The organism is Aquimarina litoralis (assembly GCF_019295435.1).
Taxonomy (GTDB): Bacteria; Bacteroidota; Bacteroidia; order Flavobacteriales; family Flavobacteriaceae; genus Aquimarina; species Aquimarina litoralis_A.
In genome coordinates this window covers 236902-251602 of the sequence record NZ_WEKL01000001.1, presented here as the reverse complement: position 1 = coordinate 251602, position 14701 = coordinate 236902, and the positions used below count along the sequence as shown (strand labels likewise).

The following is a 14701-nucleotide window of genomic DNA, read 5'->3' as shown; positions in this document are numbered from 1 at the left end:
AACGAAAAAAGCCGTTCTAATACAGTGAGAACGGCTTCTGATATAATGATTATTAAAATTTAAACCACTCCTTGTGCTAACATAGCATCTGCAACTTTTACAAAACCTGCAATATTTGCTCCTTTTACATAATCCACATAGCCATTATCTTCAGTTCCATACTCTAAACAAGCAGAATGAATATCCTCCATAATCTGCTTTAATTTTTCATCTACTTCTTCACGTGTCCAGTTATAACGTAAGGAGTTTTGTGTCATCTCAAGACCAGACGTCGCAACTCCTCCTGCATTAGAAGCTTTTCCAGGTGCGAAAAATATTTGTGCTTTGTGAAAAGCAGCAATAGCCTCTGGAGTACTTGGCATGTTCGCTCCTTCACTAATACAATTACATCCATTCGCAATCAATTGCGCTGCATCCTTTCCATCAAGTTCATTCTGAGTTGCACATGGAAGCGCAATATCACATTTCACACTCCAAGGTCTTTCTCCTTTATGAAACTCCGCAGAAGGGTACTTCTCAACATATTCGCTGATTCTTCCTCTTTTGACATTTTTAAGCTCCATTACAAAAGCTAATTTTTCTTCATCAATACCATCCTTATCATAGATATAACCCGATGAATCTGATAAAGTAACTACTTTTGCTCCTAATTGCGTTGCTTTTTCTGTTGCATATTGCGCTACATTTCCAGATCCTGAAACGGTAACTACTTTTCCTTTAAAAGAATCATTTTTAGTAGCTAGCATATTTTGAGCAAAATAAACCGCTCCATATCCAGTTGCTTCAGGGCGTATTAAAGATCCACCCCAAGTAATTCCTTTACCGGTAAGTACTCCTGTAAATTCATTACGCATTTTTCGGTACATCCCGAATAGGAATCCAATTTCACGACCTCCTACTCCAATATCACCAGCAGGAACATCGGTATCTGGTCCAATATGTCTAAAAAGCTCACTCATAAAACTATGACAAAAACGCATAATTTCGTCATCTGATTTTCCTTTAGGGTCAAAATCAGATCCACCTTTACCACCACCCATTGGCAATGTTGTTAGACTGTTCTTAAACACTTGTTCAAAGGCAAGAAATTTAAGAATACTTAAATTTACAGAAGGATGAAAACGTAACCCTCCTTTATATGGTCCAATAGCAGAATTCATTTGAATTCTATATCCTCTATTTACATGTATTTCTCCTTCATCATCTACCCAAGGCACGCGAAACATAATAGCTCTCTCAGGCTCAACCATTCTTAAAAGAATGTTTTTTCCATTATATATTTCTTGTGTAGCGATATACGGTATTACAGTTTCTGCAACTTCTTGAACCGCTTGTAAGAACTCAGGCTCATGAGAATTACGAGCTCTTACTTCGTCCATAAATGCATCTATTTTTGCTTGCATATGTTAATAGGATTAAAAGATTCTTATTTAATGGTTAATTTAACTTGTCAAATATATCATATTATCAAAATAATACCTATATTTTTTTGAATTTAATAACATACTATCCGATAGCTTGTTCCAAATCTGCAATTAAATCATCGACATCTTCTATTCCAACGCTCAATCGAATCAAAGAATCAACTACGCCGGTTTTCTCTCTTTCTTCCTTTGGTATCGAAGCATGTGTCATACTTGCAGGGTGGCCAGCTAAACTCTCTACTCCTCCCAGAGACTCCGCTAGGGTGAATATTTTAAGATTTTCAACTATTTTTATCGCCTCATCATAATTGCTGTCTTTGGTAACAAATGATATCATTCCACCAAAACCATCCATTTGATCTTTTGCCACATCATGATTAGGGTGATCTTCAAATCCAGGCCAATATACTTTTTCTATTTTAGGGTGATTTTTTAGATAACGAGCGATTGCTTCTCCATTTTCGCAATGACGTTGCATTCGAACATGTAACGTTTTGATACCTCTTAAAGCTAAAAAACTATCCTGAGGACCACAAACCGCTCCACTAGCATTTTGAATAAAATATAAGCGTTCTGCAATTTCATCATCTTTTACAATCAAAGCTCCCATTACTAAATCACTATGACCACCAATATATTTAGTTGCACTATGCATTACTATATCGGCACCTAGATCTAGAGGTCGTTGTAAATAAGGTGTAGCAAATGTATTATCAACAGCCAATAAAAGATGGTGTTTTTTGGAAATTGCTGCAATGGCTTTAATATCTATTACATTCATCATTGGGTTTGTTGGAGTTTCAACCCAAATCAGTTTGGTATTATCATTAACATAATTTTCAATAGTATTGGCATTTTCCATTCCAATAAAATGGAATTTTATTCCAAAATCTTCAAAAATCTTCGTAAATAATCTATAAGTTCCTCCATATAGATCATTCGTAGAAATGACCTCATCACCAGGCTTTAATAATTTAATCACAGCATCAATTGCTGCTAATCCCGAACCAAACGCTAAACCATGTTTGCCATTTTCTATACTCGCAAAAGCATTTTCCAAAGCTTTTCTAGTTGGATTATGAGTTCTACTATATTCAAAACCTTTATGACCTCCTGGTGTAGTCTGTGCATAAGTAGAAGTCTGATATATCGGTGGCATTACCGCTCCATATGCAGGATCATGCTCTTGGCCACCATGTATTGTTTTTGTATTAAATTTCACACGTTTAAATTTTAGTAATATTTCTTAATTTTTTGACGTTTTTGTAATCAAGTTTTACTTTTTCGTATCGAAAAAATCAACTTGCACAGTAATGTGTTAAAAAACTGAACAAATGTATGATTAAATTCGTTCTAATCATATTTGAATGAATACCTTTAGTAGATGATTAACAGAAAAACTAACACTCCAATAAAAATCATTTTTTTTATAACAATTCTTTGCTATTTCTATAGTTGTAAAAAGAATGAACCTTTGAGTTTCCAGAAAAAAATTGTGAGCATAGACGATTATTTAGATTGTGAAAACACAGATTGTGTAATTACGGAAGTTTTGCTCCTAGAGTCTTTAGCTGATGACGACATTTCTTTAAGGATAAATGAGCAAATAGAACAGAAAGCTTCCTCCATTTTAGATATGGATGAAAACAAATCTCTTAGCAATATGGAGGATGCTCTAAAAAGCTTTAATACTTCTTATCAAGAAATTAAAAAAGAATTTCCTGAAGAAATCATTCCTTATGAAGCTAGCATCAATTGCGATATCAGCTTCCAAAATAACGACCTACTATCTGTACTTATTGAATCATATATTTTTACTGGAGGAGCACACGGAAGCGGTAATTCTAATTATCTAAATTTAGATATAAAAACAGGTAATGTGATTCAAATCAAAGAAATCATCAAAGATCATAGAGGTTTTCAAGCATTTGCTGAAAAGGTATTTAGAGATACCCACGCTATCCCAAAAAGCCAATCTATAAACAGTACTGGATTCTTTTTTGAAAATGATACTTTTTATCTTCCTTCTAATATTGGATTTACTCAAGATCATATAGTTTTACTATATAATCAATATGAGATTAGCTCTTATGCAGATGGTCCTGTAGAATTAAAACTTCCTAAGGAAGAAGCGTCTTATTATATAAGTGAAAAAATATTATAACGATTTTTTTAAGGCTAAAACGTATCCTAGATGTATTCCTTCATGAAAATTATTGAAACCCATCGCATCTTCGGCTGATTTTAATACAAAACCTGTGCTGGTAGGATATTCTTTATATTCTTTAAAAATAGCTGCATCTATATCTTTTTCTGTTTGATCAAGTGTACTAAACATAAGCTCTTTAACCTTTTCAACCTCTTCTTGATCTGCGAAACCTTCAGTTTTAGTTCCCTTACGATACTTAGCAACCATTTCTTCATCAATCATCATAGGCAAACCACTTAATTTGTATACCAATAATTGCTGAGTAACCACAACATGTGCTATATTCCAGATCAAATTATTTTTAAACCCTTCAGGAACTTTATTAAGATCTTCTAACGAATAATTATCCATGATTTTATTTAGTAATCTTCTATTCGTTCTTGTAATTTCTAATTGATCCTTCATTCGTTCTTTTATTAAAATACTGGTTTATTTATTTTCAAAATTGTTTTAAGTCATTCTACGCTCTAACTAGTGAATGTTCTTAATTTTTAGCCAAAAATATAAGTTTTCATCGTGAAATGAATTTCCTTTGTACGGATTTTAAAATTTTAACTTACTTTCTGTGAAAAAAATATACCATCTATCAACTTGCGATACTTGTAAACGAATTTTAAAGGAGCTAAATCCATCTACAGATTTTGTTTTACAAGACATTAAAAATGAATTAATTACTAAAGAACAGCTTGAAGAAATGAAATCACTTTCTGGAACCTATGAGTCACTTTTTAGTAAGAGAGCAAGACTTTATAAGGAAAGAGATTTAAAAAATCAGGCACTTACCGAAAATGATTTTAGAGATTTAATTCTTGAACACTATACTTTTTTAAAACGTCCAGTAGTCTTATTTGATAATCAGATTTTTGTTGGAAATAGCAAAAAAGTGGTGGAAGCTGCTAATAACGCCATAAATGGATAAAAGAACGGTAGCCTTACTCGCTGCTTTTGGGGCAAGCCTAATTTATGCCATTAACCATACATTGGCTAAAGGTGTTATGCCCACCTATATAAAACCTTACGGGTTTATTCTTCTGAGAGTCATTGGAGCTACATTGCTTTTTTGGCTCGCTTCTTTATGGTTTCCTAAACAAAAAATTGAACGATCTGACTGGCTAAGAGTTTTAGGATGCACAGTATTTGGGATGGTTATTAATATGTTGATGTTTTTTAAAGGACTTCAATTATCAACTCCTATCAATAGCTCGGTAATGATTACGATTTCTCCAATTTTGGTATTCATTTTATCTGCTATTTTTCTAAGTGAAAAAATTACCTGGTTACGTACTATAGGAATCTTATTAGGTTTTTCCGGTGCCTTAGGACTTATTCTATTTGGTGCCGAAGTACGACAAGACGCTCCTAATATACCCTTGGGAAATGCATTATTTATTATAAACGCAGCTTCCTATGCTATTTACCTGGTAATGGTAAAGCCATTGACTGCTAAATATCACGCCATTACTTTAATGAAATGGTTTTTCTTACTAGGTGTTATTATCAATTTACCGTTAACCATTTCTGAGTTTACTGAAGTACAATGGACTTCATTACCATATCACGTTATATGGAAAATGGTTTTTGTAGTAGTAGGAACTACTTTTTTCACCTATTTGCTTAATGTATTTGCATTAAAAACTTTAAAAGCGTCCACCATAGGAGCTTTTATATACCTACAACCTTTATTAGCTATAAGTTTTGCAATGGCAATGGGTGCTGACTCATTAAAACTTGTTCAAATCATTGCTGCTATCTTAGTATTTGTGGGTGTTTATTTGGTTACCAAAAAACCAAAAATTAATCCAAATCATTAGGTATTTTGGCAAATTTTCGAGTATCCTCTTTACTAAGTATTCTAAAGTTATCTGGGCGCTCTACTTTGTCCATAAATTGACGTATCTCTTCTGGAAGAGGAATCAATTTGCGAGTTTTTAGATCCAGCCAAGCTCCCATCATTTCACATCGTGCAAAATTTCTTCCTTTATAATCATAAAAATTATGCAAGAACTCAAAAAACTTACCATCTTCACTCATACCAACCAACTCTAGAGAAACTCTAACAGGTCTTCCATAAAAGACTTCTTTGAAATAATAAATATGCTCATAAAAAACTACCGGCCCGATATTAAGTTTACCCAATAATCTTTGATCAAAACCTAATTCAGACAAAAATGTCATTCTGGTATGAGCAGCATACTCTATGTAAGCCTTATTTGCCAAATGACGATTTGCATCTATATCATTCCATCGAATTTCGAATTCCTTTAAATACATACTTCAAAATTTAGAGTTCAAAAATACAAAAACCGATAGTACGCTTACATAATAAACTTCAATTAAAATTGTACCTTTAATCCAAGACATGGAATCTTCATCAAACATAAAATCCTATAATAAACTATCCGATCTTTATGAGGATGAAAATGTAGGTAAAAAAATTTCTCAAGATTCAGATTTCACCATTCAAAGAATGGAAATAGTACATAGTGATCCTATCATATCACCTGTTTTTAGAGCAAATTACTTTTCTTTCATTCTCGTTGAAAAGGGGAAAAGTTTTTATACCATTGATCATCACAAATTCAACACAAAACCAAACACTCTTTATTTTACCAATCCAGGTCACTTAAAATCCTTTGGGATTGAAGAAATTGTGCATGGTTTTATTATCACTTTTTCAGAAGAATATTTAAAAGAACATGTTCATATTGATGTTTTTGATGAATTTTCATTTTTACTTACCGAAATAGTGCCTCCATGTTTTTTAGATCAAAGTCATTTTTCTGAATTACTTCATTTAGCGGAACAGATTATTGAAGAACAAAACAAAAAATCAATCTTGAAGCATAAAATCATTAGCTCACTTTTTTTAGTATTTCTTCTAAAAGTCAAAGAATACCTAATGAAAGACAACTCTTTTAAAATAGCTTATGATAGAGATAGTGCAATTGTAAATCAGTTTAAAAAAGATCTTGAAAACATATTCAGGTCCAAAAATTTGATAGCCAAAAACCTACAAGTATCAGCATTTGCTGAAACCCAACATTTACATCCGGCGTATTTCTCTACAGTAATCAAATCAAAAACGGGGCAATCTGCTAATAAATGGATACAAGACAAAACTATTATTGAGGCTCAAGCTTTACTTTCAAAATCTAGTATTACAATAAAAGAAATTGCCTACTCACTGGGTTTTAATGAGCCTACTCATTTTTCTAAATTCTTTAAAAAACATATGGGTCTAACCCCAAATCAATATAGAAATAAGTGATTTTATCCGAAAACCTCTTTCCATGGAATTATAAATGGCAATACCACACACCATATGATAAAAAACAAAGCCATACCTTCTGGATATGGTTTCTTTTGTAAAGTAGCAGGAATAGCAACGAAAATTAGCCAAGAACTTTTATATAGTAGCTGAAAAACTAACACCAATATCATTTTTTTAGGAAAAAAAATTCCCAAAACGGATAACAGAAAAATTGCTCCCCACAAAGCCCCCAATAGTCTAATAGCTTCAGAATATGCATATGCATTAGAAAACACAGATGAAACTGCTTTCTTCGGGAAAAACAAACTGGTAATACTTATCCAGCCAGCTACCAGAATATTTGCTATGTATATTATTTTCAGACCTATCATTATTCTCTTTTTTTATTTAAAAATAACTAATCTAAAAAATATACCATACTTCCTAAAATATGTGTCTTTACTCACCTGATCTTATCAGAGATATTTGCAATGTATTTATTAATAATCATAAAAACATATCATATGAAAACTTTAGAAAACAAAATTGCATTGGTCACAGGAAGCAGCAGAGGATTAGGAAAGGAAATGGCCATTCGACTGGCAGAACAAGGTGCAGATATTTTAGTAACCTATAATACTAATAAAACGCAAGCGGATGAAACCGTAAAAGAAATTGAAAACTTAGGAAAAAAGGCATTTGCTTTTCAACTCAACGTAGCTGATGTTAATTCTTTTGATTCTTTTTTTGCCAATATAAAGAATAAATTAGAAGCACATTGGAGTACTTCAAAATTTGATATATTGGTTAATAATGCAGGTGTTATTGCTCACGAAATGATTGAAGGAACTTCTGAAACTACATTTGATAATCTTATGAACATTCAGTTAAAAGGACCTTTTTTCATCACACAAAAAGCGCTTTCAATGCTTAATAATAATGGGAGAGTCATTAACATCTCTACTGGATTAGCTCGTTTTAGTTTACCCGGATATGGAGCATACGCATCTATGAAAGCAGGTATTGAAGCTTTTACAAGATACCTAGCCAAAGAACTTGGAGCGAGACAAATCACAGCAAATGTAGTGGCTCCTGGAGCAATAAACACTGATATGAATAAGGATGCTCTGGAAAATAATCCGGAATTAGAAAAAACACTTTCTTCAGTTACGGCTTTGGGTAGGGTTGGCGTAGCAGAAGATATTGGAGGAGTGGTTGCTTTTCTAGCCAGCGAAGATGCTAGATGGATCAATGGACAACGGATTGAAGTTTCTGGTGGAATGTTTCTGTAAATTTCTACTCCTATCAAAATATGACTTCGTTGGTTTTGAAAACCAGCGAGGTCTTCTTAATTTAGAACAAAAATTCACACATGTATATCAAACGTAATATTGGTTGGGGACTTATCCTACGATTTGCCTGGAAAAACCTACTCTTTTTCATTCTTTACACGGCTAGCATTTTTTCCCTCTATTATTTTTTCGATTTACAATTTATAGATATCCCTTTTCAACCTCTTTCAGTTATTGGTATTGCTGTAGCTTTTTATATTGGTTTTAAAAACAGTCAGAGTTACGATCGATTTTGGGAAGGAAGAAAAATTTGGGGAGGTATTGTAAATTATAGTAGAACTTGGGCGAATCAGGTTTTGAGCCTTGTAGATGACTCCTACGAAACGAAGAAAGTATTAATACATCGCCATATCGCATGGATCAATGCTTTACGAATTCAGCTTCGACAACCTTCTTCTTTTTCAATGAAAGAAAATGCTTCTGTGGAACGCTTACTAGAAAAACATGGAGAACGCAATCCAGCCTGTGATGTTACCAAAGGTTTTGTTTCTAAAGAAGAGTACGACGATCTTCTTACAAGAAAAAATGCTGCAACACATTTAGTCAAGAACCAAGGTCTTCATCTAAAAGAGCTTTTAAAAGCTGAAAAAATAAGTCAATTTGACAACCAACTTCTTCATGGAGTATTAGAAGAACTATATAATTTACAAGGTAAATGTGAACGAATAAAAAACACTCCTTTTCCTCGACAATACGCTTATTTTAGTACAGTTTTTACCTGGATTTTTGTTTTATTACTCCCATTTGGCATTTTGAATGTTTTTGAAAGTGAACTTGGTGATATGTCACAGCATATACAACCATGGTTTATTTTTTTAATGATTCCTTTGTCTGTATTAATATCATGGATATTTACTACTATGGAAAAAGTAGGTAGTAACAGTGAAGATCCTTTTGAGGGAAGAGTTAATGACGTTCCCATGACAGCATTATGCAGAACCATAGAAATAAATCTAAGAGATATGTTGGACGAAAAAGACCTTCCGGAAAAAGTAAAACCAAAAGATAATATTTTGTATTAATGCCAATAGTTTCATCTGATTACAAACCTCCCTTTTTATTCAGAAACGGTCATTTTTCTACTATCTATCCAAATCTGGTTAGAAAAATAAAAGGAATTGACCAGCATCGAGAACGATTGGAATTAAGTGATGGAGATTTTATAGATATTGATTGGAGTTATGCTGATGATTCAAAATCAAAAGGAAAAGTTGCCATATTGATCCATGGATTAGAAGGAAATGCTCAGCGACAATATATTCTAGGGCTATCCAAACACTTTATCAAAAATAACTGGAATGTTGCTGCAGTAAATCTAAGAAATTGCAGTGGTGAAGTTAATCGACTCTATAGATCATATAATGCAGGAGTAAGTGAAGATCTTGCAGCTATAGTATCCCATATTATAGAAAAAGATTATCATTCAATTTCCATATGCGGATTTAGTCTTGGAGGTAATATTACTCTAAAATATTTAGGGGAAAGACAAACACCTAAACAAATTAAAGCCGCAACAGCTATATCAGTTCCTTGCGATCTTTATGATTCGTTAAAAGAAATCAATAAACCAAAAAATTATATCTATCAGCAACGTTTTATTAAAAGCTTAAAACAGAAGCTTTTTGAAAGACATGAAGTATTTCCTGATGAAATTTCTAAAGAAGATATCATTGCATGTAAATCACTAATAGATATCGATAACCTTTACACCAGTGTGGCTCATGGATATATTAATGCTATTGACTATTATACAAAATGTAGTAGTAAACAATTTTTAAAAGATATTACAATCCCTACACTAATTATCAATGCTAAGAATGATACTTTTCTTGGAACAAATTGCTATCCAGTTGAAGAAGCCAAAAAAAATTCAAACTTATTCTTAGAAACTCCCGATTTTGGGGGTCATGTGGGGTTTTATTTGAGTGGAGAAACGTTTTATAATGAATATAAAGCAGTAAAATTCGTACAACAGTAGCACATAAAAAGCTACTTTTTATCGAAAATCGTAATCCTTTACCTACAAATCAAACAAATGAAACAAACGTTAACTCTATGTTAAGGTTTTGTGTGGTGTTTATTAACCTCTTTATCGAAAAATTTTTGTCAATTAAGAATAATTTAAGAGTTTTGGTTGTTTCTCAGAAAAATCATCAGAGAAATTAAATTATAGCTAACTCAAACTCAATAAAAATGAAAAAAAGTTACAAAAACCTTAGTGGGGTTTTTGGCTCTATGCCAAAAAGGTTTGGAAAACTTCAAACCTTTGCGTTTTCCACAATGTTTCTTCTTTCTTTAGGAGCATTTGCACAAACACCAAATCAAATTTCTAAGATTACTAAAGAAAGTAACATCACAGAACTTAATGAATTACAGTCCGAATTACAGAAAAWATCCATTTCTGAAAAACAAATAGCAATTCAGACTGCTAGACAAAACGGATGGCCTGTTAAAACTACATTAAAGGATGGAAGTTTTGCTGAGCTGCAAAAAGTGGCAAAAGATTCAAAAGGTAATTTAACACCTGTTTATTATGTAACGTATAATGTAGACGCAGCAGAATCTACAAGAACAGATCATCTTAATTCTGGTGGTTCTTTAGGATTAAATCTTGATGGACAAAACATGACTGCTCACGTATGGGATGGAGGTCATGCAAGAGTATCTCACCAAGAGTATGATGGTCCTGGTGGAACCAATCGTGTTACGATCCAAGATGCTGCTTCTGAAGGTGGAACTCAGTTAAATTTTCATGCTGCTCACGTAACAGGAACAATCATGGCATCTGGTGTACAAGCTGCAGCAAAAGGGATGGCTCCTCAAGCAAGAGTAAATGGATATATGTGGAATAATGACGTTGCAGAAGCAACAACTGCAGCTGCAAATGGAATGATTATATCCAATCACTCTTATGGATTTAGAGGTGATTTAGTACCAGACCAATATTTTGGTGCTTATATTGACGAATCCAGAAATTGGGATGAAGTGATGTTTAACGCTCCTTTCTACTTAATGGTAGTAGCAGCAGGTAATGATGGTAACCAAAACAGTTACAATGGTCAACCATTAGATGGAAATTCTTCTTATGATAAACTTACTGGACATTCTACTTCTAAAAATAATTTAGTTGTTGCCAATGCACAGGACGCTAACATAGCTTCTGATGGTAGCTTAAACAGTGTTACTATTAATAGTTCTAGTAGTGAAGGACCAACTGATGACTACCGTATCAAGCCGGATATTACTGGAAATGGAACTGGAGTTTATTCTACATACCACAATAGTAATACAGCTTACAACAGTATCACGGGTACTTCTATGGCATCTCCTAATGTTGCTGGATCACTTTTATTATTACAACAACATTATAACAATACAAACGGTAATCTTATGAGAGCTGCAACTTTAAAAGGTTTAGCTCTTCATACCGCAGACGATGCTGGACCTTCTGGACCTGATGCTGTTTACGGATGGGGATTATTAAATGCTAAAAGAGCAGCTGAAACCATTTCAAACTCCGGAAACGAGACAAAAATTGAAGAGTTAACACTTAACAGTGGACAAACGTATACAATTACAGTGGACTCTGATGGTACAAGCCCATTGATGGCATCCATTTCTTGGACAGATCGACCAGGAACTGCAACGACTGCAACAAATTCTAATAATGCAGTGTTAGTAAATGACTTAGATATTAGAGTAAGTAAAGGTTCAACAAGTTATGAGCCATATAGATTAACAAGTATCACTACAAACGGTACAGGTGATAATGATGTAGATCCATTCGAAAGAATTGATGTATCAGGTGCTTCAGGAACTTATACTATAACAGTAACTCATAAAGGTTCTTTAACTGGAGGAAGTCAAAACTTCTCTCTAATTGTTACTGGATTAACTGGAACTCCAGTAGTTTGTAATGCTACTGTTCCTTCTGGAGTTGGTGCATCAAACGTTTCTTACGATAGCGCTACGATTAACTGGACTTCAGTACCAGCAGCTACTTATGATGTAAGATATAGAGTAGCAGGAACTTCTTCTTGGACTACAGTAAGTGATGTAAGCGGTACTTCTACTTCTTTAAGTGGATTAACACAATTAACTTCATATGAAGTACAGGTAAGAAGTAAGTGTTCTGATGGAACTACTTCTTCATATAGCAGTACTACTAGCTTTAGCACTACAGAATTCCAATTAACTTATTGTGCATCTAATGGAAACAGCGTAGCTGATGAATATATTGGTCGTGTACAATTAGGTACTATTGATAATGCGTCTGGTGCTGGAAGCGGTGGTTATTCTGATTTCACTTCTGTTTCTACTAGTTTAGCAAAAGGAGATTCTTATACAATCACTGTAACTCCTACTTGGTCAGGTACCGTATATAGTGAAGGTTATAGCGTATGGATAGATTATAATCAGGATGGTGACTTTACTGACTCAGGAGAGCAAGTATGGACACAAAATGCTACACAAACTACTCCAGTAAGTGGAACTTTTACAGTACCAAGTGGTGCTACCGATGGAAATACAAGAATGCGTGTATCTATGAAATACAATGGAGTACCAACTTCTTGTGAATCTTTCCAGTATGGTGAAGTAGAAGATTATACAATAACGATTGGTGGAGCTACGGCAGATACTCAAGCACCAACTGCACCAGGTAGTTTATCTGCTTCAAATGTAGCAGAAACAACTCTTACACTATCTTGGAATGCTTCTTCTGATAATGTAGGTGTAACAGAATATGATGTTTACCAAGGAAGTAGTGTAATYGGTTCTACTGCAAATACTACTGCTAATGTAACTGGACTTACTGCAAATACATCTTATTCTTTCAGCGTACGTGCAAAGGATGCTGCAGGAAATGTTTCTAGTGCAAGTAATACCGTTAATGTAACTACTACTGGAGGAGGTTCTGGAAGTGGTTGTAGTTCAGGAATTACTTCATTCCCATATAGCGAAGGATTTGAAAATACTATTGGAGCTTGGACACAATCTACAGCTGATGATTTAAACTGGACTGTAGATGCCAATGGAACTCCTTCTAGTAACACAGGACCATCTTCTGCTACTCAAGGATCTTATTACATCTTTGTAGAAGCTTCAGGAAATGGAACAGGATATCCAAGCAAACAAGCAATCATTACTTCTCCTTGTTTTGACCTAAGTGGTCTTAGTCAAGCTAATTTCTCTTTCGCATACCATATGTATGGAGCATCAGACATGGGTAGTATTGCTGTTGAAGCAAGTACTGATGAAGGTGCTACTTGGACTAGCATTTGGAGTGAAACTGGAAACCAAGGAAATTCTTGGCAAACAGCTACTATCGATCTTGCATCATATGTAGGTGGTGGAGTTCAATTACGATTTAACAGAATTACAGGTAGCACTTGGCAAGCGGATATTGCTATTGATAATGTATCATTAAGCGATTCTAGTGGACCAGTAGATCAATGTGCAGGAGTTCCTGCATGGAGTTCTACTCAAACTTACCAAGTAGGTGATAGAGTTACATACCAAGGTTCTTTATATGAAAGAACAGCTACTGGATGGACTAATTTAGGACCTTGTGGAACTACAACATCATTTGCAACAACATCTGATGATCCTCTTGGACCACCAACAGCATTACTTTCTGTATATCCAAATCCTGTAGAAGGAGCTATTTTAAATGTTAGCAATGGAAAATCTGGTGCGCAGGACTACTTAATTTATAATATGCTTGGACAAACAGTTCTAAAAGGAACTTTCTCTAACACTATAAATGTTCAAAGTCTTGAAGCTGGAGTTTATATGCTACAAGTGAATACAGAACAAACTCGTTTTGTAGTAAAATAAAAATTATAGATAGATAACCTTAATTTTTTATAGAAAAGCCCTGAAACAATGTTTCAGGGCTTTTTATATACATTTATTTATTATCTTCATTCTCATACCAAAACAAAGAATGAAACATTTTGAAACTGATCGATTGCTATTAGTCCCTGCAGATATTAATGATGCGGCCTTTTATCTAGAACTTCTGAATACTCCAAAATGGCTACAAAACATTGGAGATCGCAATGTAAAATCTATTGAAGATGCAAAATCTTATATAGAGCAAAAAATGACGCCACAATTGGATCGATTGGGCTTTTCGAATTATACAGTTATCAGAAAATCGGATAAAGTAAAACTAGGTTGTTGTGGCTTATACGATCGAGATGGAGTTGATGGATTCGATATAGGTTTTGCTTTTTTACCCAATTACGAAAAAATGGGATACGCATACGAAAGTGCTTCTAAGCTAAAAGAAGTAGCTATTACACAATTTAAGATCCATAAGATTAGTGCAATTACAATTCCAAAAAATAAATCCTCTCAGAAATTATTAGAGAAATTAGGTTTTAGTTTCGTCAAAATGATCACCATTCCAAATGATGACGAAGAATTGATGTTATATGAATACATTGCTAAGACATAAGTA

At 33.8% G+C, this 14701-nt stretch carries 14 protein-coding genes; 9 read left to right on the top strand and 5 right to left on the bottom strand.

Annotated elements, in window-relative coordinates; genetic code table 11:
* Window positions 1–59: 59 nt before the first annotated feature.
* Window positions 60–1403, bottom strand: a complete 1344-nt coding sequence (gdhA, locus tag GBO31_RS01170) for an NADP-specific glutamate dehydrogenase (protein ID WP_219006466.1) — start codon at window positions 1401–1403, stop codon at window positions 60–62.
* Between the two features lie 103 nt (window positions 1404–1506).
* On the bottom strand, window positions 1507–2646 hold the full coding sequence (locus GBO31_RS01165; protein ID WP_219006465.1) for a cystathionine gamma-synthase: 1140 nt from the start codon (window positions 2644–2646) through the stop codon (window positions 1507–1509).
* Between the two features lie 252 nt (window positions 2647–2898).
* Between GBO31_RS01165 and GBO31_RS01160 the strand changes: the two genes are divergently transcribed.
* A complete protein-coding gene (locus GBO31_RS01160) occupies window positions 2899–3588 on the top strand; it encodes a DUF3298 and DUF4163 domain-containing protein (protein WP_219006464.1) in 690 nt (229 codons plus the stop codon).
* On the opposite strand, the gene GBO31_RS01155 is transcribed toward GBO31_RS01160, so the two are convergent.
* Window positions 3583–4038 carry a DinB family protein gene (locus tag GBO31_RS01155; protein ID WP_219006463.1) on the bottom strand — a complete coding sequence of 152 codons (456 nt, stop codon included), beginning with the start codon at window positions 4036–4038 and terminating at the stop codon, window positions 3583–3585. The genes GBO31_RS01160 and GBO31_RS01155 overlap by 6 nt on opposite strands.
* 160 nt (window positions 4039–4198) lie before the next feature.
* Between GBO31_RS01155 and GBO31_RS01150 the strand changes: the two genes are divergently transcribed.
* Complete coding sequence (locus GBO31_RS01150; protein WP_219006462.1) at window positions 4199–4552, top strand: arsenate reductase family protein; 354 nt, start codon at window positions 4199–4201, stop codon at window positions 4550–4552.
* Window positions 4545–5444, top strand: coding sequence for a DMT family transporter (locus GBO31_RS01145; RefSeq protein WP_219006461.1), 900 nt, complete (start codon window positions 4545–4547; stop codon window positions 5442–5444). The genes GBO31_RS01150 and GBO31_RS01145 overlap by 8 nt, the downstream gene beginning before the upstream one ends.
* Here the strand turns inward: GBO31_RS01145 and GBO31_RS01140 are convergent.
* A complete protein-coding gene (locus GBO31_RS01140; protein ID WP_219006460.1) occupies window positions 5428–5904 on the bottom strand; it encodes an acyl-CoA thioesterase in 477 nt (158 codons plus the stop codon). The two genes, GBO31_RS01145 and GBO31_RS01140, sit on opposite strands and share 17 nt — an antisense overlap.
* A gap of 88 nt (window positions 5905–5992) precedes the next feature.
* On the opposite strand from GBO31_RS01140, the gene GBO31_RS01135 reads away from it, so the two are divergent.
* Window positions 5993–6901 carry a helix-turn-helix domain-containing protein gene (locus GBO31_RS01135; protein WP_219006459.1) on the top strand — a complete coding sequence of 303 codons (909 nt, stop codon included), beginning with the start codon at window positions 5993–5995 and terminating at the stop codon, window positions 6899–6901.
* Between the two features lie 2 nt (window positions 6902–6903).
* Here the strand turns inward: GBO31_RS01135 and GBO31_RS01130 are convergent, their stop codons facing one another.
* The gene (locus GBO31_RS01130) at window positions 6904–7275 is read right to left on the bottom strand and encodes a hypothetical protein (protein WP_219006458.1); all 372 of its coding nucleotides are present in this window, start codon (window positions 7273–7275) and stop codon (window positions 6904–6906) included.
* A gap of 132 nt (window positions 7276–7407) precedes the next feature.
* Here GBO31_RS01130 and GBO31_RS01125 point away from each other — a divergent pair, with 132 nt between their 5' ends.
* The 5 genes from GBO31_RS01125 (at window position 7408) to GBO31_RS01105 (ending at window position 14698) form a co-directional block, all read left to right on the top strand.
* Window positions 7408–8175, top strand: coding sequence for an SDR family oxidoreductase (locus GBO31_RS01125; RefSeq protein WP_219006457.1), 768 nt, complete (start codon window positions 7408–7410; stop codon window positions 8173–8175).
* Between the two features lie 80 nt (window positions 8176–8255).
* Entirely contained in the window at window positions 8256–9257 is a 1002-nt protein-coding gene (locus GBO31_RS01120; RefSeq protein ID WP_219006456.1) for a bestrophin family protein, read from the top strand.
* Window positions 9257–10213, top strand: a complete 957-nt coding sequence (locus GBO31_RS01115) for a YheT family hydrolase (protein ID WP_219006455.1) — start codon at window positions 9257–9259, stop codon at window positions 10211–10213. Before GBO31_RS01120 ends, GBO31_RS01115 begins: the two co-directional genes overlap by 1 nt.
* A gap of 215 nt (window positions 10214–10428) precedes the next feature.
* Window positions 10429–14073, top strand: coding sequence for a S8 family serine peptidase (locus tag GBO31_RS01110; protein ID WP_219006454.1), 3645 nt, complete (start codon window positions 10429–10431; stop codon window positions 14071–14073).
* A gap of 109 nt (window positions 14074–14182) precedes the next feature.
* On the top strand, window positions 14183–14698 hold the full coding sequence (locus GBO31_RS01105) for a GNAT family N-acetyltransferase (protein WP_219006453.1): 516 nt from the start codon (window positions 14183–14185) through the stop codon (window positions 14696–14698).
* Window positions 14699–14701: the final 3 nt, after the last annotated feature.